24 protein-coding genes, 5 tRNA genes and 1 rRNA gene (1 of these 30 only partly in view) are annotated in these 23,691 nt (G+C 42.2%); 8 read left to right on the top strand and 22 right to left on the bottom strand.

Features of this window, described 5'->3' with window-relative positions; all coding sequences use genetic code 11:
* Positions 1-543: 543 nt before the first annotated feature.
* The 3 genes from tnpC to tnpA form a co-directional block, all read right to left on the bottom strand.
* The gene (gene tnpC, locus ACZ449_RS03055) at positions 544-2,127 is read right to left on the bottom strand and encodes an IS66 family transposase (protein ID WP_464259594.1); all 1,584 of its coding nucleotides are present in this window, start codon (positions 2,125-2,127) and stop codon (positions 544-546) included.
* An 89-nt stretch (positions 2,128-2,216) separates the two neighbouring features.
* Complete coding sequence (gene tnpB / locus ACZ449_RS03050) at positions 2,217-2,573, bottom strand: IS66 family insertion sequence element accessory protein TnpB (protein WP_464256741.1); 357 nt, start codon at positions 2,571-2,573, stop codon at positions 2,217-2,219.
* Positions 2,567-2,935: an IS66 family insertion sequence element accessory protein TnpA gene (tnpA, locus tag ACZ449_RS03045; protein WP_464256740.1), complete on the bottom strand. Its 369-nt coding sequence runs from the start codon at positions 2,933-2,935 to the stop codon at positions 2,567-2,569. The genes tnpB and tnpA overlap by 7 nt, the downstream gene beginning before the upstream one ends.
* A gap of 102 nt (positions 2,936-3,037) precedes the next feature.
* Here tnpA and ACZ449_RS03040 point away from each other — a divergent pair, with 102 nt between their 5' ends.
* The 8 genes from ACZ449_RS03040 (at position 3,038) to ACZ449_RS03005 (ending at position 9,180) form a co-directional block, all read left to right on the top strand.
* Entirely contained in the window at positions 3,038-3,343 is a 306-nt protein-coding gene (locus ACZ449_RS03040) for a hypothetical protein (protein WP_464259593.1), read from the top strand.
* A gap of 122 nt (positions 3,344-3,465) precedes the next feature.
* Complete coding sequence (locus tag ACZ449_RS03035) at positions 3,466-4,455, top strand: DUF4145 domain-containing protein (RefSeq protein ID WP_464259592.1); 990 nt, start codon at positions 3,466-3,468, stop codon at positions 4,453-4,455.
* Positions 4,456-4,531: 76 nt separating this feature from the next.
* Complete coding sequence (locus tag ACZ449_RS03030; protein WP_464259591.1) at positions 4,532-4,978, top strand: DUF3795 domain-containing protein; 447 nt, start codon at positions 4,532-4,534, stop codon at positions 4,976-4,978.
* A gap of 168 nt (positions 4,979-5,146) precedes the next feature.
* Complete coding sequence (locus ACZ449_RS03025) at positions 5,147-5,740, top strand: hypothetical protein (protein WP_464259590.1); 594 nt, start codon at positions 5,147-5,149, stop codon at positions 5,738-5,740.
* A 924-nt stretch (positions 5,741-6,664) separates the two neighbouring features.
* Complete coding sequence (locus ACZ449_RS03020; RefSeq protein ID WP_464259589.1) at positions 6,665-7,441, top strand: YdcF family protein; 777 nt, start codon at positions 6,665-6,667, stop codon at positions 7,439-7,441.
* Between the two features lie 2 nt (positions 7,442-7,443).
* Positions 7,444-7,872 (top strand): CPCC family cysteine-rich protein, encoded by a 429-nt coding sequence (locus ACZ449_RS03015; protein ID WP_464259588.1) that lies wholly within the window; start codon positions 7,444-7,446, stop codon positions 7,870-7,872.
* A gap of 144 nt (positions 7,873-8,016) precedes the next feature.
* Positions 8,017-8,313, top strand: coding sequence for a hypothetical protein (locus tag ACZ449_RS03010; protein WP_464259587.1), 297 nt, complete (start codon positions 8,017-8,019; stop codon positions 8,311-8,313).
* Between the two features lie 36 nt (positions 8,314-8,349).
* Positions 8,350-9,180, top strand: a complete 831-nt coding sequence (locus ACZ449_RS03005; protein ID WP_464259586.1) for a hypothetical protein — start codon at positions 8,350-8,352, stop codon at positions 9,178-9,180.
* A 156-nt stretch (positions 9,181-9,336) separates the two neighbouring features.
* Here ACZ449_RS03005 and ACZ449_RS03000 read toward each other — a convergent pair.
* From ACZ449_RS03000 to ACZ449_RS02910, 19 genes are all read right to left on the bottom strand, one after another.
* Positions 9,337-9,412: transfer RNA gene (locus ACZ449_RS03000), tRNA-Arg, on the bottom strand.
* Positions 9,413-9,433: 21 nt separating this feature from the next.
* Positions 9,434-9,507 (bottom strand) — tRNA-Gly (locus tag ACZ449_RS02995).
* 27 nt (positions 9,508-9,534) lie between these two features.
* Positions 9,535-9,611 (bottom strand) — tRNA-Pro (locus ACZ449_RS02990).
* Between the two features lie 108 nt (positions 9,612-9,719).
* The gene (locus tag ACZ449_RS02985; protein WP_464259585.1) at positions 9,720-10,283 is read right to left on the bottom strand and encodes a Fe-S-containing hydro-lyase; all 564 of its coding nucleotides are present in this window, start codon (positions 10,281-10,283) and stop codon (positions 9,720-9,722) included.
* A gap of 13 nt (positions 10,284-10,296) precedes the next feature.
* Positions 10,297-11,142 (bottom strand): fumarate hydratase, encoded by an 846-nt coding sequence (locus tag ACZ449_RS02980; protein ID WP_464259584.1) that lies wholly within the window; start codon positions 11,140-11,142, stop codon positions 10,297-10,299.
* Positions 11,143-11,156: 14 nt separating this feature from the next.
* The gene (locus ACZ449_RS02975; RefSeq protein WP_464259583.1) at positions 11,157-12,386 is read right to left on the bottom strand and encodes an NAD(P)-dependent malic enzyme; all 1,230 of its coding nucleotides are present in this window, start codon (positions 12,384-12,386) and stop codon (positions 11,157-11,159) included.
* A gap of 107 nt (positions 12,387-12,493) precedes the next feature.
* On the bottom strand, positions 12,494-13,540 hold the full coding sequence (citC, locus tag ACZ449_RS02970) for a [citrate (pro-3S)-lyase] ligase (protein ID WP_464259582.1): 1,047 nt from the start codon (positions 13,538-13,540) through the stop codon (positions 12,494-12,496).
* Positions 13,541-13,666: 126 nt separating this feature from the next.
* Positions 13,667-15,214, bottom strand: a complete 1,548-nt coding sequence (citF, locus tag ACZ449_RS02965) for a citrate lyase subunit alpha (protein ID WP_464259581.1) — start codon at positions 15,212-15,214, stop codon at positions 13,667-13,669.
* 1 nt (position 15,215) lies between these two features.
* Positions 15,216-16,085 (bottom strand): HpcH/HpaI aldolase/citrate lyase family protein, encoded by an 870-nt coding sequence (locus ACZ449_RS02960; RefSeq protein WP_464259580.1) that lies wholly within the window; start codon positions 16,083-16,085, stop codon positions 15,216-15,218.
* On the bottom strand, positions 16,085-16,375 hold the full coding sequence (gene citD / locus ACZ449_RS02955) for a citrate lyase acyl carrier protein (protein WP_464259579.1): 291 nt from the start codon (positions 16,373-16,375) through the stop codon (positions 16,085-16,087). Before citD ends, ACZ449_RS02960 begins: the two co-directional genes overlap by 1 nt.
* 55 nt (positions 16,376-16,430) lie before the next feature.
* On the bottom strand, positions 16,431-17,372 hold the full coding sequence (locus tag ACZ449_RS02950; RefSeq protein ID WP_464259578.1) for an alanine-tRNA synthetase second additional domain-containing protein: 942 nt from the start codon (positions 17,370-17,372) through the stop codon (positions 16,431-16,433).
* 25 nt (positions 17,373-17,397) lie between these two features.
* Positions 17,398-18,642 carry a methylaspartate ammonia-lyase gene (locus tag ACZ449_RS02945; protein ID WP_464259577.1) on the bottom strand — a complete coding sequence of 415 codons (1,245 nt, stop codon included), beginning with the start codon at positions 18,640-18,642 and terminating at the stop codon, positions 17,398-17,400.
* A gap of 133 nt (positions 18,643-18,775) precedes the next feature.
* Entirely contained in the window at positions 18,776-20,227 is a 1,452-nt protein-coding gene (locus tag ACZ449_RS02940) for a methylaspartate mutase subunit E (protein WP_464259576.1), read from the bottom strand.
* Between the two features lie 23 nt (positions 20,228-20,250).
* The gene (gene glmL / locus ACZ449_RS02935) at positions 20,251-21,633 is read right to left on the bottom strand and encodes a methylaspartate mutase accessory protein GlmL (protein ID WP_464259575.1); all 1,383 of its coding nucleotides are present in this window, start codon (positions 21,631-21,633) and stop codon (positions 20,251-20,253) included.
* A gap of 15 nt (positions 21,634-21,648) precedes the next feature.
* A complete protein-coding gene (gene glmS, locus ACZ449_RS02930; RefSeq protein ID WP_464259574.1) occupies positions 21,649-22,059 on the bottom strand; it encodes a methylaspartate mutase subunit S in 411 nt (136 codons plus the stop codon).
* Positions 22,060-22,064: 5 nt separating this feature from the next.
* Complete coding sequence (locus tag ACZ449_RS02925) at positions 22,065-23,042, bottom strand: GntR family transcriptional regulator (protein ID WP_464259573.1); 978 nt, start codon at positions 23,040-23,042, stop codon at positions 22,065-22,067.
* 263 nt (positions 23,043-23,305) lie between these two features.
* A tRNA-Met gene (locus ACZ449_RS02920) sits at positions 23,306-23,382 on the bottom strand.
* Positions 23,383-23,439: 57 nt separating this feature from the next.
* Positions 23,440-23,515: transfer RNA gene (locus ACZ449_RS02915), tRNA-Asn, on the bottom strand.
* A gap of 107 nt (positions 23,516-23,622) precedes the next feature.
* A 23S ribosomal RNA gene (locus ACZ449_RS02910) occupies positions 23,623-23,691 on the bottom strand; it runs 2,848 nt beyond the window's last position.

The following is a 23,691-nucleotide window of genomic DNA, read 5'->3' as shown; positions in this document are numbered from 1 at the left end:
CATGAAATGGAGTTTCAGGGCGTTTGCTACAAAACGGACAACTCAGATCTCTGCATTTATGCCCTACCCATTCATTACAATTAGGGCAGAAATCGCAGTCATATTTCTCAAAATACACTAAAGGATAATTGCACGTTTCGCATTTTTCCTTCAAAACAACTCCGCCAATTCTCCATTTTCCACATAGTATTACTTCTCTGTTTTTTCTGCTCTCCCAGATTTTCATTTAATCACCGTTGGATTACCAACATACTTATTTTTTCCATTATCTATCTTCTTCCTAAAAATGTACTTTCCCTTTAAATTCAGACATTCGCAACTATAGATACGTTTCGGCAAATGCCTGATGTAATAACCGACGAGGGAATGCATAGAGTGTCGGCCTGGGGTGCGGAACAGGATAAGAATGGCGAAGGATTATCAAATCTACACGTTAAAGATGGCTATGGCTTATTATTAGGCGTCGATATATATAATCTCACTAGCATGCATTATGTTGAAGATAACCGTAAGCGTCAAAAATGTCGTCACCTTGACAACAAGTCATTTGGTAACGGCATTAGTATTACAGTAATCTGGAACAAAACTGGGCATTAGTCGTTGTAGTGCCTCAACATCATTTCGTATATCCCAGTTGGGCGCGTTTTTAAAAATATAAGTCAGGTAGGCATATGGATTGAGCCCATTTTCCTTTGCGGTTTCTATTATGCTGAACACAACTGCGCTGGCTTTAGCTCCTCGCGGTGTGTTGGCAAAGAGAAAATTTTTGCGGTCAATCACAAACGGCTTAATGCTGCGTTCGGCGCGATTGTTACTGATTTCCAGCCTTCCGTCCAGTAGATATCGTTCGAGATATTTCCATTGCTCCAACGTATAGTGCACGGCTCTGCCAAATCCGCTCTTGGTAGATGCCTTTACTGTATGAAGGTACGACAAAAACTCGTCAAGCACTGGTTTTGCCAGTTCCTGACGCTTTTTATAGCGTTCTTCCGGTGTACAATCAGCTAGTTGGCGCTCAGTAGTAAATAGCTTATCGCAATATTGTTTGCTACGTTGCGCCCCAGAGCCTTCCCGGTCTTTTTCCAAAAGGCCTTTTAGCGCCTCGTCAAATTTTCTTCTGGCGTGCGCCCAGCAACCTACAATGATGATTCGCTCCGGCAAGCTATGATACCCGGCATAACCATCCGTATGAAGGTAGCCGCTAAACTCCTGCAAAAATTCTAATGGGTGCTTCGCCTTCCGATCTGGCTGATAATCACACAGCACAATAGGCATACTAGCACACCCGCCAGTTCTATACAGCCACATGTAGCTTTTGCTTTGCGCAGATTTGCCCGGCTCGTGAAGTACCTGTAAAATGGTTTCATCTGCATGGAGCACTGGCTGTATGGAAAGTAGCTCTTTAAAGGCATCATAGATTGGCTCCAGCCAATCTTCAGAACACCGAATCAGCCAGTTAGACATAGTTTGTTTGGAAAGAGCTATGCCCATACGGCTCAAATCTTGCTCCTGGCGATGCAGTGGCATTCCATTTGCAAATTTCTGTGTCATAATATGAGCAACTGCTTCTGGAGAAGCAAAGCTTCCTTTGATTACCGGCTTGTCCATTGGTGCCTTGATAATAGGCACGCTGCATGCATTGACTTCACAGTCGCGGCAGGCATATACATAGTCAATATGTTCTACGATAACTGCCTTGGCCGGGATGATCTTCAATTCGCGGCGGACATTTTTACCCATAATATGCAGTTTTGAACCACATTCCGGGCATTCCTGCTCATGTTCCGGTAAAAAATGTTCTACAACCTCTATTGGTAAATCGGCAGGAATGGTCTCTTTTCTTTCTTTGACATTCTTACGATAATGCTTCTGAACTTCAGTCAATTCAGGCTCGGGCACCCGTTCATCTGCTGTTGCCTCCGCCTCGTTAAAAAGATTAAACTGATCGTATTTGCTTTTTTCACTGGAGGAGCCGAACTGTTTTTGTTTGGAAAGACGCATTTGCTCCATCAGCCACTTGACCTGTTGAGTCAGTTCCTCATTTTGTATTTTTAGTGCCTCATATTCAGTACGAGAAACAAAGATCATTTCTTCTTGTGTATTAGTACCGTTCACTAGAATTTTCATGTAATAATTATACCATATTTTATGGCTTTTTTCCATGGAAATTCCGTTAAATCCATTGATTTTGCAGGATATTTAGGACTTTTAGCAAATTAGACGATTTGTATTTTATCGACTTTTTTATGCGCCCTCGGCTGTTGAATGCTTAACCCTTCCATTAGCCAACGAAACTGTTGTGGCGTAATGTGTTTGACCTCTTTTTCATCTTTGGGCCACTGAAAGCCACCGTTCTCCAGCCGTTTATACAAAAGTACAAAGCCATCTCCATCCCAAAAGAGCGCTTTGATTCGATCACGCCGACGGCCGCAAAACAGGAACAGACTGTTGGAGAACGGATCTAGATGAAAGCATTGCTGTATGGTCGCTGCCAGACCATCAATAGATCTTCTCATATCGGTGTGGCCGCAGGCGAGAAAGATATGTTCGATTTTAGATATATCACCTAACATAAATGTTTCAGTGCCAGAAGCGTAGCCTCCACGGTTACCATATCAGCGCCTTGATAAACATGGATTTGCATATCGTTACGCTCAATCGTAACAGCCAATGTTTCCGCACGATGCTTAGGCATCTTCATTTCTGCAAATACCGAACCCTGTACGGGAACAGCCTCGCTGGAGGCAGGGAGACTTACCGAAATTGCCCGGCAAGTCTCCTGACATACAAGCTTCTGCCAATGATAGTATGTTTTCACGTTAATGTTATTTTCGCTGCACCACGTTTTAATGGTTTTGCCACTGTTGCGGCAAGCCGTAACAATATTGCGCCATTTCTCCAATCGAACTTCATGCGTCACTTTCTGTACGCTCATAAAAGTAGACCTCCTGCGAGTTTCTAAGAATCCAAATGACTCCAACAAACTCTATGTGATTCTCTTAGACCTATTGTCTCATCCGGAGGCCTGGTTGTACATGTGACGATTTATTTGACGCTTACAGATAACCTTCCATCAGAGATCCAAGACATTTTTAGTCCGACAGCAGAAGTTCTACGCTATTACCCAAAAGATCAATGGTATATCGAAATAGGAACTCCACCCGAAAAGGCCTGGTATAAAATACAAGATCAAGCATATGCCAAAGGATATATAAAAGATATCAATATTGGAAAAGCCAAATATATGTTCTTTAAGGTGAATAATGTACTAAATCTTTACAAAAATGGGTTAGTAAATGACGCTCTTGGCTTATATGGAATTAAGAAAAGTTCTCGGCATTAGCCGGGCTTTTTTCCGGTCACAGTGGATAATGTCGGAATTTGCGAAAAGGGAACACCAAGCGATTGACGAATATTGGAAAATAGCAGGCTTTTTCTACCACACTAACTGGGGGAGTTGTTTCTATGGCGGTTTCACCAAAAACAATTGAATACATTAAAGAGGGCATTACAATCGGCAAAGAATTCATAGCTGATCCCGAAAAGATTAATTCACCTGAGTGTGAGGCATGGAAAATAAAATGTCTCTATACATTCAAACGCCTTGTAAATCAAAACAAACCTGATGTAAGTATACTTGAACCAGACTGTTCCCCTCATATTGCATTAGCACATCTAGAGACTTCTTTACAAAGCACAGCTTATTGGCTTGAGCAACAAGAAGCTAAGAAGGATCCTGAAAAGAAACAGGGAAAGGTAATTCTCTGTTTACATTGTGGTAACAAAACATATATGGATGAGGTATCAAAATACAATAAATACTGGTGCGACAACTATAACGATTTTTGGTCAGACGACACGTGGAAATTATATTTTTGCCCCGTATGCTCAAATATAACATTAGAACACTCGCACGTTTTTAGCGAAGACTTTGATATTGACGAATACGGAAATATGGGACCTGCGATAACCATTACTACGCTCTACCCTCATCCGTCTTCAGTAAGTGAAACATGCATTCCAACTAATATCAGAAATTCATTCGAAGCTGCCCAGAAAGTACGGCATATTGACGGTGCTATATGTGCCTTATCATTACGGCGAACTCTAGAAATGGTCTGCAAAGACAAAGGTGAAACAGAAGGTAGCTTATTTAAGAAACTACAGAATCTATCTCAGAGAGGTATATTACCTCCTATTTTGGACCAAATAGCTTCTGTTCTCCGCGAATTAGGTAATGTTGCTGCACATGCTGACGTTGAATACGAATTTCCAAGTAAGCTTGTTCCCGATTTAATTGAGTTTACAGACATAATCCTTAACTATCTGTACGTATTACCTGCAAAAATTGAAGATATACAAAGCAAGATGAACGATAAAAATAACGATGAATTGCAGATCGATTCTACAGATACTTCAATTTTTCCTGAAACTCCAAGCACAGGAGTAGAGTAAAACAAGATGCCGTACACAGTCACAGCTAGGCAATCATAGTACCTAACAACCGCCCTTAACTAAGGAGGAATCACCCATGACCTACGAAACCATACTCCCCAACCTCGCCCCCTGCGGCCTAGACTGTGGCCGGTGCGCCGATCACAGCACCGGGGAGATAAAACAACACGCCGCCAGGCTCCGGGAGCTACTCGGTAACTACGGTCGCCTAGCCAAAATTAAGTCTGCAGCACAGCCAGCATTTAATCATTATCAGGACTTCGAGGAATTGCTCAGCTACTTTTCCTCCGCCCACTGTGGAGGCTGCCGTAGCGAGAACTGCCACTGTCCCATAGATTGCACTGTCAAAACCTGTCATAAGGAGCAGGAAGTAGACTTTTGCTTCCTGTGTGGCCATTTCCCATGTGATAAGCGCCTTTTCTCGGAGAACCTCCGTGAGCGCTGGCTGCGGGCCAATAACCGGATGAAAGAAATTGGACCTGTGGAGTATTACATGGAGCAGGGTAAACTGCCAAGATATTAAGATGTGTTCTGTCCCAACCGCCCACCACTTTTTTCTTATCCAGAGACTGTGAAATATATCGAAATTTACGAAAAGGCATGCCCTGTATTTCGAAGAAAGATAGTAATTATCTAAATAGCTCATATAAAAAGGCTTCCACTTGCTTATCATGAAAGGAAGATACCAACTATGCAAAATATTGATGACCGAGCATACGATAACTTATTAAAAAAATTTGATGTACTTCATAGATCGTTAGACTCACGTATATCAACGAGAACGCAATTATACGCTATCCTTTTTTCCCTTGTTGCTGTGGGCCTTATCGGAGCTTCATCTGAATATATTAACGATAAAATTAGTAGTGCCCTAATGGAATTTGTAACCCAGACTTACTTTGTTATTGCCATATGTATAGGATTTTGCGTTTTGTCAATTCAAACCGAAATAATAAATTTAACTTTAACGTTACGAGATATCCAGAAGTTATTAAATATCCCCATGGGAAAGTATGCGTTTCAATATAATATTTTATATTCCTCCTTTAATCCATTTCCTAAAGAAATTGAAACAACAAATATCTATTCTCTAGCTGGTAAATTATGTTTTATATCTATTCTCTTCTTTATTGCAGTTTTTCTAATTAAAATGGCTTTTCCCAAATACTCATACTTCATTCAGTCTTTGTATATTATTGCTGGGGTTAATCTTTTAAATTCAATAATTTTTGTTATGAGTATATATAGACGCAAAAAATTCATTAGAGATCACCTTAGTAGATAATTAAGCTCGATCCTCACTAACTTTTTCATAGCTAACCGTTTTAATAGAACCCCGCCCTAGTTCACAATTAATAAGATGCGTAACTCGAAATCAGTACCCTATCATGAAATGAATACCTTTTTTATGTATTCAAAGTATGCAGTTTTCAAGTGCAAACAAGTGAGCAACTTACGCCATACCTGACCTAACTATGCCCCAGTTATTACCTCAGCAACAGCCTGTTTCGTCCTGCCCCGCCCAGCCGCGTATTTATTGCAACCGGCCCACCTTTCCCGCCGCGATTACCAAAGGCATTACTATTGTCTTTAGGGCACTTAGATGCCAAAATATAATCCCGCAGATAAAATCTCAAGCCCTCTTTGATGTGACCGATATTTAAACTCCAAACGGTACCATTTTCCCCTTGCCTGCCCCGCCCCGGGTGGGATATAGTCCACAGGAAAGGGCCGGCGAGGAATTTAAGCAATTATTGCCTAGCTTGATCGCATGGAAGCAGGCCAGCAGCCAACTTAAAGCAGTTAAGTAGTGATACCCCGGCTATTGCGCCGGTTATTTTTTTGTCTCTTTGAATTTCGCGTTACCCTTCAATGTAAGGTTTTATCAGTTCCGTGTTACCATTCGCGTGCCCATTCAAAGCCAGGTGATTGCTCGTTTTCCGGTAATAAATCAGGTACCAAAACCTCACAATTACAGGCTAATCCGTCCATTGACAGCAGTATCTACCTGTAAATTATCTACCAAAAAGACACCGAGTTGCCGAATGGCAAGTTACATAAGACGGATTACAGCTTATAACTAATACTACCCTGCTATATCCATAACTACCATTTTCGGGAAGGTTTATATTGATTGTTCGAGGAATAGTATATTAATTAGTATTTAAATATGCTCATCTGTACAAATATGATGAAAGTAGAGTATTTTATGAATTTGAAACTTGTGCTGATTAAGACATCATTAATTTTCCTATTGGGATTAGTTCTGGTGTTGATATGTTATTTGGGATTCACCTATGGAACAGTATTCCTTCTAGGTACATGGATCTCTTTATTTTTAATATATTTTTTCTACTTCTATGCATCAAAATTTCATATCAGTTTAAGTAAAAGTTTTATACTTTTGCGTAAAATAGCCATTAGCGGATTAATTCTATTCTATATTTCTTTTATTGGTATTGAAGCTTTTGTTATACGCGAATGGCAATCTAATACTAACAGTCATGTAGATTATGCAGTAATTCTGGGTGCCGGATTAGATGGCGATAAAATTTCCAATACAGTTAAAACTCGATTAGACACAGGATATGACTATCTTGTCAAAAATGAAACGGTAAAAGTAATAGTTTCAGGTGGCCAAGGAGAAGGAGAGTTGGTTTCAGAAGCTGAAGCCATGGGTAAATATCTAATTCAAAAAGGCATTGATAGTCAAAGAATAATTTATGAAGATAAGTCCATCTCAACAAGGCAGAATTTATTATTTAGCAAGAATATCGCATATTCAAATTCTAAGGATGAGCCAATATTACTAATTATCACAAGCGATTACCATATGTTAAGAACAAAGCTCCTTTGTCACCAACTTAATTTGAACTACTATGGGTTATCAAGTACAAGCCCCCTAATGGTTAGAATTAATTATTCGATACGCGAATATTTTGCCACTATTAAAGATCTGGCAACAACTCCAACCGGAGGGAAATAACTATGACAATCGAAAGATCATTTTGTCCATGTTGTGGGTACCCCACATTGTCTAAAAGAATCGACCCCCGAATGCCTGAATGGGATATTTGCGTCTTATGCAAATGGGAGGATGATGGTCAGACAGATATTGATGCTGATAGGGTACGCGGCGGACCAAACGGAAAATATTCACTGACCCAGGCCAGGGAGAACTACAATAAGTATTTAGTAATGTACTCCCCCGACAATGACACAAGAATTATGCCTGGTAATTGGCCCGGAGAGTTAGAAACTAAACAATTACTAGTTAAACGCTTCGAAGAACTAAAAACGGCAGATGATGAATCAATAAAGCAATCGCTTTGGCAAGAAATCCTTAAGCTCGAAGATCAACTAGACAACATTACCAGCGAAAAAGTCAGAGAATACGAAGCACGGCTTAAACGGTAAAAACATGAATATTGATACGAACATTAATATTAAAAGCCTGCCCTACTACTTTGGCAATAATATACATGTGATTTTAAAAATTAGCAAAATTAAGCCCTCAGAGTTTTAGACTTTTGAAAATGCTCGAATAAATGGGAGAGAATAATGGAAAAGGTACAAGGGTTAGATTATTACTTACAGAGTTTTTCTTGCAGAGATCAGATTTCTGATAAATGCGTATCTTTACTTCAAGCTGATATTTCGGGTGGACGCATCACTAAGTATGATATTGATAAATTAAAGAATTGCCAAGCCACTGAAATTTGGATTACTACCGATATTTACGCCCATATAATACAATCAGCAGAACAACAGACCGCCAATATAATGAGTGACATATTAGCCGACAGCAAAGCTAAAGGTAAAGCGCTATTAGAAAAACAAAAAAAGCAGGCTAAATAGCCTGCTAATATTGCAATAACACTGGGGGGAGAAAAAATGTTAGGAAACATAGGAAATCATACGGTAGCTTTTATGGATGTATTAGGGTTTAAAAAAATGCTTGAAAGTCGTGAGTTAAAAGAGTTTTCCGAGCTATATGAAGTTATATTTGGGTGTATGGGTTCACGATTCACGCATCAGCTATATTATACGTACGGTGATATATATAAAAAGTACCGCAGTATTTTTTATGATACCAAATATAGCGAACCTCTTTGTAAGAAATTCGTCTTCTCCGATAGTATAATATTTATATCCCACGATGATACACCTTTAAATATAACAAAATTGCTTCTGAGTTCGTGGAGGTTTTTACAGACATCAATTGCTTTTGGTTTTCTGATACGTGGCGGAATCGCACACGGTGAATTGTATGTTAACGAGAAAGACAAGATTTTTCTGGGTAAAGCACTTAAGAGTGCCTATGAGTTAGAACAAAAACAAAATTGGGTTGGTGTTAGCGTTGATGATAGCATTATTGATACTCTTCCCTGGATTTCTGAAAAAGCGAAAGACTTACAAACTAACTACTTCGATGCTCTTCTACCGATCTATAATGTTCCTTTTAAAGACGGCACGGCAAAACAGTTGCATACAGTCAACTGGAGATTCCAACTTAGTGTGAAGGAAGGAATTAAAACTCTTTTACCCTTTACGGGGAACCAAGACGAAGATAGAAAAATAAAAAACACTTTAGATTATCTAAAGTATATAAAAAAAGCAAACTTTCGTTATTGCTATGATGACGTACCTTATGAACTCCGTCCAATGTATTTCGGTGTAAAAGGACAGCCTTCTTTAAAATTTGACGAAGATGATGAGTTTTAGTATCCATGATTATCTCATTAAAGAGTGACTAGAAATTAAGACCTGTTTTCTATTTCTTTAGCTTTTATTTGCGGTGTTTTTTTAAAGTAAACACTAAATAAACACTAGTGTTTACATAACAAAAGGCTCCCGATTGCTCGGAAGCCTTGATTTCTCTGGCACGCCTGGTAGGAATTGAACCTACGGCCAACCGCTTAGAAGGCGGTTGCTCTATCCGCTGAGCTACAGGCGCATAATGTAATTAAGCATAAAATGGAGCGGGTGAAGGGAATCGAACCCTCGTGGCTAGCTTGGAAGGCTAGTGCTCTACCATTGAGCTACACCCGCAACAATGACTTTTATCCCAATATTAAGTGGTCGGAGCGGCAGGATTCGAACCTGCGACCCCCTGGTCCCAAGCCAGGTACTCTACCAAACTGAGCCACGCCCCGTAGTCACAAAACATATTATACTGATATTTCATTTGTTTGTCAAGCAACGATTAATTTGTATTTTTTGGATGCCGCCAAGCCTTTACTTTAGCGGCATCCAAAGATTTATTAAGAATTGATAGTACGGTACTTTGCCTGTCCTTCTTCGTAGAAGTTTCGACCTTCGCTGTCAATAACAACAATGGCCGGGAAGTCCTCTACAGTCAAACGTGCCAGTGCCTCTGGCCCAAGATCTTCATAAGCCAAAACTTCATATTTTTTGATGCTTTTGGCAATCAAGGCAGCTGCACCACCGGTGGCAGCAAAATATACTGCACCATTTTTTTTCATCGAGTCAACAACAGCCGGTGAACGGTAGCCCTTGCCAATCATCCCGCGTAAGCCTTCCTCAAGCATACGCGGCGCATAGGCATCCATACGACTACTGGTAGTTGGTCCCGCAGAACCAATTGCCTGGCCGGGTTTAGCAGGTGCTGGCCCAACATAATAGATGATTTGATCTTTAAAGTCAACTGGGAGCTTTTCACCTCTGTCTAAAGCTTCAACCATGCGTTTGTGAGCAGCATCCCTTGAAGTATAAATGGTTCCGGTAATCAGAACAAAATCGCCAGCTTTAAGGTTACGGACTTTATCTTCAGTCAACGGTGTAACAATTTTTATTGTATTTTCCATCTCTAATACCTCTCTATAACTCAATCTCAGCATGACGCGTGGCATGACAATTGATATTGATCGCCACAGGCAAACCAGCGATGTGAGTTGGATAGTATTCAATATTAACAGCCAGTGCGGTTATCTTCCCACCAAGTCCTTGCGCTCCCACTCCTGTTTGATTGACTAGTTCTAGGAATTCTTGTTCAAGTTTAGCATATTCAGGATGGGAATTTCGCTGATTAACAGGACGAATTAAGGCCTTTTTGGCCAAAAAAGCGGCTTTCTCCATCGTACCGCCGATACCCATACCGACAACAATGGGCGGACAGGGATTAGGACCAGCATTAAAGATAGTGTCTACTAGAAACTTCTTAATTGCCGGCAATCCATCGGACGGCTTGTACATTTTGAGTGCGCTCATATTTTCACTGCCAAAGCCTTTAGGAGCCAGGACAATCTTAATTTTATCACCTGGAACGATGGTGGTATGTAACACAGCCGGTGTATTGTCGCCCGTATTTTTACGATTGAACAGCGGCTCTGATACCACTGATTTTCTTAAATAGCCTTCAGTGTAACCCTTGGCTACTCCTGCATTAACGGCATCAAACAAATCGCCGCCAGTAATATGAACCTCTTGGCCAATTTCCATAAATATAACAGCCATACCAGTATCTTGGCAGATAGGAACTTGTTCATCACGGGCAATGCAGGCGTTTTCTACCAACTGTCCAATAATAGCTTTCCCCAGTGGTGACTCCTCTTGCTCTTGGGCCGTCTGTAACGCATTGCGCATATCGTCACCTAAATAATAATTAGCATCAACAGCCAGCTTGGCAACAGCTGCTGTGATTTGCGAGGCATCAATTGTACGCATTCTTTCCTCCTAACTTAACGGTTACGCTTAATCCGTTCAGCTGTTCTTTTACGAATTTCTTCAGGATCAACTTTGATCCGGGCTACACCGGTTTCCATAGCAGCCTTAGCTACAGCGGCAGCAACGGCAGGCGCAACCCGTGGATCGAAGGGATCAGGCACAATATAGTCTTCTCTGAGCTCATTTTCCGGAATTAGATTACTAATCGCATTAACAGCTGCAATCTTCATAGCTTCATTGATTTGACGAGCTCTTACGTCAATCGCTCCCCGGAACACGCCTGGGAACACAGTTACATTATTAACTTGATTGGGAGCATCAGAACGTCCTGTCCCAGCGATTCTGGCACCAGCAGCTCTGGCTTCCTCATAACTTATTTCAGGTATCGGATTAGCCATGGCAATCACAATAGCATCTGAGTTCATACTTTGGATAATCTCTTTGGTAAAGGCTCCGGGAGCCGATACACCAATCAACGCATCAGCATGTTGGGACACAAATTCCAGATTGCCCTCTAGCTTGGTCAAGTTGGTGACCTTAGCTAATTCAGTCTGAATACGATTAAGGCCAGGCATACCCTTGTACAGAACGCCGTGAACATCTACCATAAATACGTTTTTAGCACCGGCATTCACCAGCAGACGCCCGATGGCAGTACCGGCAGCACCAGCACCATTAACAACAATTTTAGCTGTTGCCAGCTCTTTTTTCACAAAACGCAACGCGCCCATAAGCGCAGATACAGCAGCAATAGCTGTTCCATGTTGGTCGTCATGGAAAACCGGAATGTCCATTTGTTCTTTTAACGCATCTTCAATGTCATAGCATTTTGGGGAAGATAAGTCCTCCAAATTAATCCCGGCAAAATTAGGCTGCAAAAGCTTAACTGTTTCAATAATTTTATCAGGATCTTTAGTGTCAAGGCAAATAGGCACAGCATCAACATCGCCAAACACCTTAAATAAAACAGATTTGCCTTCCATTACCGGCAGAGCTGCTTCTGGCCCAATGTCACCCAGACCTAGCACCCGGGTACCATCGGAAACAACGGCAATCATATTGCCACGACAGGTAAGTTCAAAAGACAACTCTTTGTTATTTTTTATTTCCATGCACGGTGTTGCAACCCCTGGCGTGTAAGCCAAACTAAGGTCATGTTTAGAAGATAATGGTACTTTTGAAGTTACTGCCAATTTTCCTTGGTTATCACGGTGAAGTTTTAATGCTGCTTCGCCTATATCCATATTATTATAAGCCCCCTATGCTTTGGTAACAAACTCATGATTTTCTACTAGCGTAAGTCAATTACCAATTTTATATGCTACTATTGTACCTGTCATTGCATTAATTTTCAATGCCGCGAATCCACTGCTTTAATTTTAGCAATCACTGATTGAGCTTCTGGCGAGATTAAATACTTGTATGTAGTTTCAGGAACCAATTCTTTAATCGCAGGCCAATTATCCTGACGGATGAACTCCCTTACCTGTGATGCACTTATAACCTTGCCGTCAACAGCAAGCCGGGGTATAATCTCAAGCCCAAGCCCATATTTCGGTAAAATAGCGGCCAATGCATCATTATAGCTGCAAGTCGTTGCACAATAAGGTTCTTCTCCTACATAGCGCCTGGTAATGGCCAGTGCCGGTGCAATGTAACGGGCAAATATCGTAGCATCAAGGCGTGTCTGCGCGATAATAGTAGCTTCCCCGCGAGTAAAATAACCGGGAAAGGTCGCTGCGGAAATAATGTATTTACCGGCAGGCAACACTACTATATTGTCGAATTCAGCCAGTCCTTCCTGCACTAAGCGCAAACGAACCGAAAAGGGAAACAATGAGCGCTCTTCACTGACAACAAGCACCACCACCGCTTGGTTATCTTTTGCAGCTTTAGCGATTACAGCCCTATGCCCCAAGGTAAATGGATTACAATTGACTACCAGGGCAGCCCGCGAACCCAATGGCAACTTTTCAGCTTTTTGGGTTATTTCCCGGCAATAATCGTCAATTGAGCCTATTCCAGCCTCTAATAGTACTGCATGTGGTTCACTTCGAGCTAACTCCTTAAATCCTAATGCCGTAAACATAGGCGCAGCATTGGGTTTCGTATAAATAAAGTAGTGATAAATACCACGCTGCCCGGCTTGCTGTATAAGGCGACTTACCACATCAGCGGTCAAGCCCTCGCCCTGCAGTTGAGGAGATACAGCAATATTGCGTAGCACTTCCCCTGCAAGTGAACCAGTAGCAACCATCTCATCATCTTGATAAAAGGCAATTGTATAGTCAACATCAGCAGTAAAAGCAAGGTCAAAAGCGGCGAGAAAAGCACGAACATCCTCTACTTCCCGTGAACTATCAAGGTTAATTTCTCGTATATCATAGTTACCCCACATATTATTGCCTCCTTAACCACCAGTGCAAACCATAGTAAAAAACCAAGATTGCCCCGTTTTTCCTCACAATGACGATAGGGGCAGTCATTCAAGGTATATATACGAAGCAATCTCAGTTTACTGCCCTTATTTTGATTGACGCACTACATCAATCACAGTACCGTCGCGATATTCAACAACGGCAACAATTTTTTCGCCAGTAGTAATACTTTCAGGTACACCAGCCATTTTTTCAGCCAGTATTTTAAGTTCTTCTACCGTTTTTAACGGCAAGCCTGCCGCTTTAAATTTTTCATATAGATCAGTACGGTTCGGATTAACGGCTACACCGCGTTCGGTAACCAACACATCGATGGTCTCACCAGGAGTAGTCGCCGTTAAGACTTGACCCTTGATAATTGGCAGACGACCGCGCAATAAATTTGCAACAATAATGGTCATCTTGGCACCAGCAGCCGCATCACTGTGTCCGCCTGAGCCGCCCATTACAACGCCATCTGAGCCTGTGACTACATTTACATTAAAATTCGTATCGATCTCAGTAGCTCCAAGCACCACTACATCCAGCTTATTTACAGCAGCCCCCATGTTAAATGGACTGGCATAAAAATCAGCGCTTACTTCCAAATGTTTAGGATTGGATGCTATAGACCTCACAGCATCAAGATCAAAACCCTGTACATCAATCAGTTTTCTAAAGAGCCCAGCTTCCAGCATTTCTACCATATAGCCAGTTATACCGCCTAAGGCAAAACTACCTGTAACGCCAGCTTCTTCCATCATCTGACGAACATAATAAGCAGCAGCCAGTGACGCACCGCCAGCTCCGGTTTGGAAGGAAAAATCATCTTTAATCAAACCAGCAGCTTTAATTACTTTGGCAGTTGTTTCCGCAATTTTGAGACCAACAGGATCGCGAGTTATTTTTGTCGTACCGGAAACAATACCTTTCGGATCACCAATACAATCTACTTTTACTACATAGTCAACGCGCGTTTGGGGAATAGAAATAGGAGATAGCGGATAAGGCATCAGATGATCCGTAACGGCAACAACATGGTCAGCATACTGGGCATCAGGAATAGCATAACCAAGCGAACCACAGGCCGCAGGACCTTCAACACCATTTACGTTACCATAATCATCCGCCGCCGGAGCAGCAATGAACGCTACGTCAATTTTCAATTGTCCACATTCTATGGCTCGCGCACGACCACCATGAGTCCGCATCACAACCGGACGGGGAAACAAGCCATGTGACACAGCTTGGGCTACCGGACCAGACATATAGTTCGTGTCAAGGCCAACAACTACGCCATTTTTAACATGTTCTACAAGCGGCGCATGCACGGGGAATACAGAGCTTAAAGCAACTGTTAGGTTTTTAATTCCTAGCTTAGCAGCAACAGCCAGCACTAGGTTGACAACCCCATCACCATTTCGTAAATGATGATGAAAAGAGAGTGTCATGCCATCTTTTATGGGAATTTGTTTAAATATCGTTTCAATATCTTCTACCAGTTTTTGCTCACTAGGCAAAGCCCGTTTAACTTTTGGCGCTTGACGTGGCATATCCGGCAGTGTGGCAAAAGCACCGGCAAAAGGCCGTACCTTACCATATCCTTCAATAGATTCCGGTAGGTCACGACCAATAGCATTCGTTAACTGATTCATATTAAGCCTCCTCTGCCAGGCCCAATAAACGGGCCAGATACAATATAAGTTCCGCCCTGGCAACAATAGGAGCATCTACCATCTTGCCGTCAAGCGAAGCTACACCTGCACCTTCGGCTTCAGCCTTGCGGATAGCTTTTATTATCCGTTCAGCCCAATTAATATCTTGCACTGTTGGGTTAAATACTTTATGGATATCATCTATTTGTCGTGGGTTAATGGATAGCTTACCTTTAAAACCAAGTTGTTTAGCAAGCTGGGTGTCTGCTACAAGTCCCTCAATGTCATTAACATCAGTAAACGGGGTATCAATCGACTGAATTCCGGCAGCAGCAGCACTATTCACCACAATTGTTCTGGCAGTAAATATTTCTGTACCTTCCTTAGTACGTTTGGCCCCTAATGACGCCGTATAGTCTTCCGCACCAAAAGCCAATGCAACTACCCGCTTGTCGGCCTTAGCAATGCGATAAGCTTCAGCAATTCCCCGTGGAGTTTCTAAAAGAGCAATGAGTTTCACCTGTGCTTGCCCTGGTTTTTCGGCAACTTCTACTAAGCGAGCTACTTCTTGTATATCTTCTGAACTTTCAACCTTAGGTACCAAGATGGCATCTGGACAACAAGGCACAATGGCCGGGATGTCTATACGTGCAAACGTATCTAGCGGATTAATCCGTACTACCTTTTCACTAGTACCATAGTCAACAGTTTTCAAAGACTGGGCTACTAATAGGCGGGCAGCATCTTTTTCCTGAGGAGCGACAGCATCTTCCAAGTCAAGAATAATGGCATCGGCCCCGAAAACACCACCGTTTTGCAGCATGCCAGGATTATTACCAGGCATAAAAAGCATAGTTCGGCGCAAATCCATTATATCAACTCCTTTTGGAGAATGACGCCCGTCCGGGCAAGGGCAGTTAAGGTACGAGCCTGAATCGTACAATCAAGCGCTCCCCGGTCAACTGCTTTAATATATATATCAGTAACGTTTTGTTCTGCAACAACAGCCGCAATTGTTTGCTTAATCGCCGGGCCGTACTGAGCCAATACAATACTTTCAAGATCAATAATGACACCGCTGCCTTGAGCGCCTGGTGCCATCGTTATCATAATATCGTTAGATTCAAGAGTACCGGCTTGCGCCGGTTTTAGTTCATTCATAGTAACCTCCTTAAGAAAAACAAGACTGATTAAAAGCTATAACAGCAATCAGTCTTTATGCATTAATGGTATGCAAAAGCATAAATCCGTCAAGCGTATTGGACGCAGGACCAACAAGACCAATTATTAGATATGTCCGAGTCTTAGGGTCAAATTTATATTCAGGCACAAGGCGAAAGTTTTCAATTTCATCAGTATTGCGCACATGAGTGCGCGGACCAGAACACATCCAAGTCATCTCGCCAATTTTAATATGCCCTTCATCACAATAGCTAATGTTAACACTTTCGTCAATCAGTCGTTTCACCTTACGTTCTACTTCTGATAACGGTACGGACAATTCCAGTGGATATTCCAGTACAAAGCCGTGGTGAACGTCACGATGACGAAACTCCAAGATAGCACCATATTCTTTAACTAAGATACGGTTAGTAAGGTCTTCTGCCGTATGGGCCATTTTTCGGTACTGCAACGTTTTTACTACAACATCACGTAGTTCCTGCGGCACAGGACCAAATATCGTAGGACGTACAACAATAACCTCGCCACCAACGCCGATGAGTACATCAGCGTTGGTTTTGAGTACAGGGTACAAAAGATCAAAATGTTCCACAATAACCCGTTTATCATGCTCCAGCGCTTGCTGGACGGCTTCCGCCAAAACATGCATTTGTGTAAATGCCAGTTCAAACCGGATATCTACATGATAGGTATGGCTGGAAAAAAAGCCTCTGTCAATATTCTTTAAGAGCGGCAGCGGCCGGATATTGACACCATCATCATCGTTGGTGAGTTCCAAACCAGGGAACATACCTTTTACCAGCGAAGACTTACCGGCCCCGGCATCACCAATGACACCGATTAGCCGATCAAGCGGCGATAAATAGCGTTCGCTTATTTGCTGCCCCAGAATATACATCCGGTTGCGCCCACGCGGCGCGAAATAACTGGAATACATGAGTTGGTCGCCTAGACCCAGAGTAACTGTGGACTTCATCTAACAAATACCCCCAATTCTTACATTACTTCCGTGATTTTCTCACTGCAAGAATACGTTGCATTTCATTATAAACAATCATATAGCCTTCATCTACGCCCATACCTGGTTTAGCCAGCATTTGCACAGGTTTGGTAGCCATAGCCACATGCACACACACTTCTGCCGAACGGTTAGTCTCGTTGCAAGTACCGCCTTGGTAAGCACCAACACCTTTTTTCTGGCAATATAGTACTGCTTCAATAATATTGTTTATGCCACCAAGGTCAGGTGTTTTGATTTGCAGCATGTCGCCTGCACCGTTGTCCGCAAAGTCTTTAATATCTTGGAATGTATTGCACCACTCGTCAGCCACAATTTCAACCTTGATATTTTCTTTATGAAGGCGGGAAGTTATTTCAGCAAGCACCTTAATCTGCAGTTCGCGTTCTTCCACGTCAACGGGACCCTCAATGCGAAGTGTAAAAGGTGCAGCAGCTTTTTCCAACTGACGGAAATATTCCACCATGCGATTAACGTCATTTTTGAATGCCAAGCCAATTGTTCCATACACGTCAATGTGCAGTACCGGAGCATAGTCAGGCGTAGTTTTAAGCTTCATAATACGATCGCGAAGCCAACCAACATATTCTAATAACAGTTCGCCGTTTTCGCCCAGTTTTTCCTTAACATTATTGATAAGGGCATGCGGCAATACTTCAGCATTTTTGATAATCATCTTGTCAACATTATTATACCTGTCATCACCTGACTGCGTAAAGATATCAATTCCTGTTTCACTTACTTGCGTATTATATTCGTCAGCAACAACCTCACACATAAGCTGTTTTTTGGCTTTGGCAACAGCGTCAAGAATAGCTTGGGTCACGCCATAACGCAGTGCAGTATGAATGCGTTTGCCATTTGCATCATTCAGATTGTCGATTTCTTCGGCCAATACTTTGAAAGAAGCCAGCTCGCGGCCAACTAGGCGAGGCTTAATCATTTTCTCAATAACGGGGATAAAATCTTCAGCCAGGAATAATGGATCACGTCCGCCTGCACCACTGTACTGAACAGCTGCGCAATCGCCATAAGCAATTTGGCCGTCTTCTAAAATAATCATAACTGATACAGCTTCACCGGCTTGACGTACTGCTTTGAAACCATCGGTAACCGGTTGTCCAATATAGGTAAAGCCATCATGACCAGCGCCTGCTTTAATGGCTCTTTGATCGTCAAAATAAAAGCCAGTACGTCCTTTTGAACAAACTACATCAACTATTTTCATTATAAAATCTCCCCTTTTATTTATCTTTTTTATTGTATCAGGAAAGCGAGATCTTCTCGTCACGATTGCTCGTAATTACCTAATCTCGCCTTCCTTTCTTTTACATTTCTATATATGACTCATTATTATTGACTTAGCGTGGACGACCTACCAAATGGCCTTTAGAAATGGCGTAAATGTCATCAATAACCATTTGGAAGCTAGGCGCACGTCCTTCAGCTTTAGCCCGTTCTGCCATTTTTTCCTTGTGGAAGGTAACTAGGTCTGGAGTAAATGGCAGGTTACCAACTTCGAACAGACGTACAGCACCGTTATTGTCACGGGCAGGCAAAATTTTATTTAAGCTGAATTTGCTCGGCGCAAATGGTACGTCAAGAACACCAGCTTCGAAAGCACGAACCGAGCCGACTGCGTAATCACCGTTTCCTAATTCAAATACTTTGTCAAGGATGCAACGAGTTTCCGCTTTAATGATATTGATTTCTGTCTGCAGCTCACTGGTCAGCGGGAACGCCTGATCTTTGAGCATATTAATCATTTGTTTGGTAGTTCTAAGACCCATGGCATTGGCCTCTTTGGTAGGAATACCAAGCGCCTCATGGGGAGTCTTAACAATAACCTTGGTGGCTTTAGCCAGTGCTGCTGTTGCTGCACCCCAAGAAATAACGCCAAAAGCTTTGGCTTCATCTTGTGGGAAACCACCCATCCATTGGTGGAATACGGTAGTAAGTACACAATCACCGTAACCATGCTTGGTCATAAATTCTTCTGCAAGCTGTTCGAGAGCTCTAATAGCTGCAATATCTTGGATTAAGTTACCACATTGACCATAACCTAAGGTTATGTTCTTTACGCCTTGCTCAGCAGCAAGAATACCTTCGATGATCGCAATAGCATGAGAAATACTAGGCGGTACCAAGGTGCCTGTCAACGGACCAAACGGCTCGCGGTTAATCTCAATACCATGTTCCGCATACAAACCAACCATTCTGTCGCAATATTGCCAATCGAAAATTGTTTTTTCCAAAGAAACGCTTTTAGCGTAAGGAATATTATAGGAAATACCGCCACCTTCATAAGAAGTATAACCAGCAGCAATAGTAATCTCACCTAAAAGACGGGCATCTGGGGTACCATGACGAACCTGTAATGGAGCATCAACACTTTCAACAACCCGACGTACGCCAGCTACACCATGATTAACGGCTGGAAAACCATTTAATAGCGAGCGTCCAGCTTTAAGACTTTCATCAATGCCTTTTTGACAAGATTCATATTGGTTCTGACGAGTGTAGCTGTCAATAGTGGTTGGCAGCAGGTCGGCTTCCCCTTCATTTTTCAAGAAGTTCAATAGATTTATATGTTCATCAATAAGAGCAACACCGGCGCGCGGTTGTGTGAGCGTTTCACCATTTTTCTTAGCTTTAACCAGACGTTTGGCAAAATGACGCTTGGCGGGAATGTTTTCATGATATTTTACAGCTTCTTCAAAATTAACGTCTTTACCAGTCGGCCATTGGTTGAGAACCTCTTGGCGAATGGCATTAAACTCGTCATGAGTCCACTTTTTGTTTTTAAGTTCCATGTGGCAAAAGCCTCCTCTAATCTCTATTTGTTAACAATATATTTTTTCATCATTCGCACAGCCGTTGCCGGGAATTCTTCCCCGAGCAGTCCCATAGATGCCATGATGTAGTCTTTATCAATAAAAAAACCAGGCTGCCGAGGTTTAAGTGTCTGGGGATTGGTTTCATCAAACACAATACCCTTCAATATTTCCTCAGGCTTATTATGGTTGACAATAACTCCGCCTGTGCCGATCACTATTGCAACTTTGGTCAAATCTTTGCCTGTCTGAACATAACTTGTACCAAACGGTGTAAAATAGGTCTCTAGATGACCAACATGCCTATCTGTACTCAACCGTACACAGGCTTTGCCCATGGCAATCTCGATATTTGCTTCTATATCGGTTTGAGGCAGATAATCAATATCGGCTTCAACCTTGGCAGTATAAGCAGTTGCTTCTTCCGGTGAACTTCCCGCATAGCTGGCAATCATCTCGGCACCGGCTGCTTTTAAGAGTGCCCCCGCACTATAGCGCATACCCAGATCACCCTCAACTGTACGTTTGCCAAACGGCTCAGACAGACCTTTGAGCGACACCCCGCCTACCGTAGGATCACCTTTGGCGATAGAATACACATCGGTAGTAGCTCCACCAATATCCATGACCATCAAATCACCCAGTCCCGGCTCTCCATCTCCGCCTTGACTTAACAATTCAGAGGCTTTGAGAACGGCGGCCGGCGTTGGCATAACCAACCGGTCAACCATCTTATTAGCACGATTTAATCCTTTTGCTTCTGTTATCCGTTTTAAAAAAATATCACGAATAACAATACGGGCTGGTTCAATATTGAGTTCATCCAGCTTAGGCATGACGTTCTCAGTAGGCCGTACTTCTGTATGCTTTTCTGATAGGATCTTGACAACCTTGGGGGTAACCGATTTGTTGCCAGCCACCACCACTGGTACGTCCAAATTCAGTCCGGCAAGCATTTTGGCATTATGCATAATGACCTTCTGATTGCCGCCGTCAGTACCACCAGCAAGAAGAATAATATCAGGCTTTAGTTCTTCAATTTCTTCAATCTCATATTCACTTAGTTCGTGACTAAACACCTTTAGCACTTTAGCGCCCGCACCTAATGCGGCTCGTTTAGCTGCCTCAGCAGTCATCTCCGGTACCAAGCCAACAGCTATCATTTTTAATCCACCCGCAGCGCTTGAGCACCCTAGCACTTTGCCAAATTCAAGCTTACCTGTTTTTGCAAACAAGGCTGTCAGCGCCTGGTTAAGACCATCCATAATATCTGTTTCAACTGTTGTAATACCTCTAGCTGTGCCGAGTACTTTTTCCTGATCAACATCTACTGCTGTAATTTTGGTATAAGTACTGCCAAAATCAATAAGTAAAATGTTATTCAAAGCACAAGACCCCTTTTATTTCAAGTCCTCTTTCATGTCTGCAATCACTACATCAGGCAACGTACCTGGCTCGTACACACGATTATATCCCATTCCAAGGAACTTTTTCTCAACTTCATCAAAATCTGTTTTACCAACAACCAGGTTACCACCAACATAGAGCTTGATATCTTCAATACCGGCTTCGCGGCAACGATCTCTTAGTCCACGACAATCAATTTCGCCATGACCGTAAAGCGAGGCTACCAGTATTGCTTTGGCATCAGTTTCAATAGCTGCATTAACAAATTCTTCCTGCGGAACCAGTACACCTAGATTAATTACTTCATAACCGGCTGCTGCAATAGCGTGGTTGAGGATTTTGTTGCCAACAGCATGACAGTCAGCTCCAATTACGCCTAATACAACCTTTACCTTGTTTGTCATTTTCACTACTCCTTTGCTTTATCAGTCTCTGCAACCAACCGGCTAGCAACCTGTTGGAGCGATCCCTGGTCGATTTCATAATAAAAAGTGATGACATCCTGTGTTGCACTTGCTACTTGACGTACGACATTCTGCAAATCCCAGGCAGTAATAACCACATTAAAATTGGCTATACCTGATCTGATTTGTTCCCTGTCTTCCCCGATACAAGGCGTTAGTTTAACATTGTTACATCCAATCTTAGCAAGAAGCTGCTTCAGCGCATCGATATAACCCTGTGTTTTGGCAATGACAGCCACCTCACTACCCACCGGCAAACGAGCCAGTTTAATTACTGCCTCCAAATTCGGTATAGTAGCTACAGCCATTAACTTGGTACTATTACCAAGAATCTCAACAACTACAGATTGATGATCTAATGTTGTTATCACCAAATCACAAGCCGCAAGAAACTCAGTTCTTACAACACCTGTTGTTAAATCTGATAGAGTAACCGATTCAAAGCGTGCATTAGCTACTTGTCCAAGTTGATCAATAAAACGTTCACCGTATTCTCGTGTACCCTCTACAACTGCCACCCTGAGCTGACGAGTTGCTAGTTCTCGTTCTTTAGCTCGAATGGCCGTAATCGTAGCAAATTGTTCAACAGTAAAACCGAGTTCAACTACCTGTGTCATAGCTGTGTCAATAACCTTGAGCGCCCGCTCAAGTCGACTTCCCGCAACATCAGCACCAACCGTTGTGATATCAGCCGTCTGTTCGCGAACAAAAGTCCCTCGCCCTTGCTCCGAATCAAGAATCCCCTCTAAAAGCAATTCTTTATACGCAGCACTAACAGTGTTACGACTAATACCTAACTGTTCTGACAACTGACGTTCCGCAGGTAGCTTATCACCAGTTTTGTAATAACCCGTTTTTATTCTTTCCAAAATGTACGCCTTTACTTGTAGGTAAATAGGTATGCCAATTTTTTGTACAATCACAGTTATCATTCCATTCAATTGGATTAATGGATTAATCCAATTTTGTTTTACAATATTATTATTACATAGCATGTGCAAAAAAGCAAGAAAATTCTACAAAAATTTCAATAAAAAAATATTGTATACAAAATACCCATCCCTACCTAGAACTAGCTCGGCAATGGTTCCATCAAAGGAATCTGCTACTTTTATAAATTCTGGTAAACTAAAAAAAAGATAGGCCCATACCTCTGTAGGTACAAGCTTATCTTTATTATAAAAATTGGTGGCGGCGCAGGGATTTGAACCCCGGACACTTCGGGTATGAACCGAATGCTCTAGCCAGCTGAGCTACGCCGCCATTACGTATATTTAGACTATAAATGCCAAGCGAGTTGCCCCGTTCGGCATTTATAAATGGCTCCTCGAGTAGGACTCGAACCTACGACAAATCGGTTAACAGCCGATTGCTCTACCAACTGAGCTATCAAGGAATGTTAAATTAGGGAAGCATCCAATGTAGTATGTTCCCTGAAAACTTCACAGAAGAAAGACTGCGCATTAGAATTCATTGATGTTTGCACTTCATGCAAACGAGGTTTAAGTCAAGTCCTCGGCCTATTAGTACCAGTCAGCTGCATGGATTACTCCACTTCCACATCTGGCCTAT

The organism is Desulfosporomusa polytropa (assembly GCF_055380075.1).
Note: the sequence above shows the minus strand (reverse complement) of the source record. Positions and strands in the feature narration are given on the sequence as shown.

Excerpts from the sequence above, each read along its gene's own strand:
- tnpC (WP_464259594.1), bottom strand. The coding sequence starts at position 2,127 with ATGAAAATTCTAGTGAACGGTACTAATACACAAGAAGAAATGATCTTT.
- tnpB (WP_464256741.1), bottom strand. The coding sequence starts at position 2,573 with ATGTTAGGTGATATATCTAAAATCGAACATATCTTTCTCGCCTGCGGC.
- tnpA (WP_464256740.1), bottom strand. The coding sequence starts at position 2,935 with ATGAGCGTACAGAAAGTGACGCATGAAGTTCGATTGGAGAAATGGCGC.
- ACZ449_RS03035 (WP_464259592.1), top strand. The coding sequence starts at position 3,466 with ATGGCGGTTTCACCAAAAACAATTGAATACATTAAAGAGGGCATTACA.
- ACZ449_RS03030 (WP_464259591.1), top strand. The coding sequence starts at position 4,532 with ATGACCTACGAAACCATACTCCCCAACCTCGCCCCCTGCGGCCTAGAC.
- ACZ449_RS03025 (WP_464259590.1), top strand. The coding sequence starts at position 5,147 with ATGCAAAATATTGATGACCGAGCATACGATAACTTATTAAAAAAATTT.
- ACZ449_RS03020 (WP_464259589.1), top strand. The coding sequence starts at position 6,665 with ATGAATTTGAAACTTGTGCTGATTAAGACATCATTAATTTTCCTATTG.
- ACZ449_RS03015 (WP_464259588.1), top strand. The coding sequence starts at position 7,444 with ATGACAATCGAAAGATCATTTTGTCCATGTTGTGGGTACCCCACATTG.
- ACZ449_RS03010 (WP_464259587.1), top strand. The coding sequence starts at position 8,017 with ATGGAAAAGGTACAAGGGTTAGATTATTACTTACAGAGTTTTTCTTGC.
- ACZ449_RS03005 (WP_464259586.1), top strand. The coding sequence starts at position 8,350 with ATGTTAGGAAACATAGGAAATCATACGGTAGCTTTTATGGATGTATTA.
- ACZ449_RS02985 (WP_464259585.1), bottom strand. The coding sequence starts at position 10,283 with ATGGAAAATACAATAAAAATTGTTACACCGTTGACTGAAGATAAAGTC.
- ACZ449_RS02980 (WP_464259584.1), bottom strand. The coding sequence starts at position 11,142 with ATGCGTACAATTGATGCCTCGCAAATCACAGCAGCTGTTGCCAAGCTG.
- ACZ449_RS02975 (WP_464259583.1), bottom strand. The coding sequence starts at position 12,386 with ATGGATATAGGCGAAGCAGCATTAAAACTTCACCGTGATAACCAAGGA.
- citC (WP_464259582.1), bottom strand. The coding sequence starts at position 13,540 with ATGTGGGGTAACTATGATATACGAGAAATTAACCTTGATAGTTCACGG.
- citF (WP_464259581.1), bottom strand. The coding sequence starts at position 15,214 with ATGAATCAGTTAACGAATGCTATTGGTCGTGACCTACCGGAATCTATT.
- ACZ449_RS02960 (WP_464259580.1), bottom strand. The coding sequence starts at position 16,085 with ATGGATTTGCGCCGAACTATGCTTTTTATGCCTGGTAATAATCCTGGC.
- citD (WP_464259579.1), bottom strand. The coding sequence starts at position 16,375 with ATGAATGAACTAAAACCGGCGCAAGCCGGTACTCTTGAATCTAACGAT.
- ACZ449_RS02950 (WP_464259578.1), bottom strand. The coding sequence starts at position 17,372 with ATGAAGTCCACAGTTACTCTGGGTCTAGGCGACCAACTCATGTATTCC.
- ACZ449_RS02945 (WP_464259577.1), bottom strand. The coding sequence starts at position 18,642 with ATGAAAATAGTTGATGTAGTTTGTTCAAAAGGACGTACTGGCTTTTAT.
- ACZ449_RS02940 (WP_464259576.1), bottom strand. The coding sequence starts at position 20,227 with ATGGAACTTAAAAACAAAAAGTGGACTCATGACGAGTTTAATGCCATT.
- glmS (WP_464259574.1), bottom strand. The coding sequence starts at position 22,059 with ATGACAAACAAGGTAAAGGTTGTATTAGGCGTAATTGGAGCTGACTGT.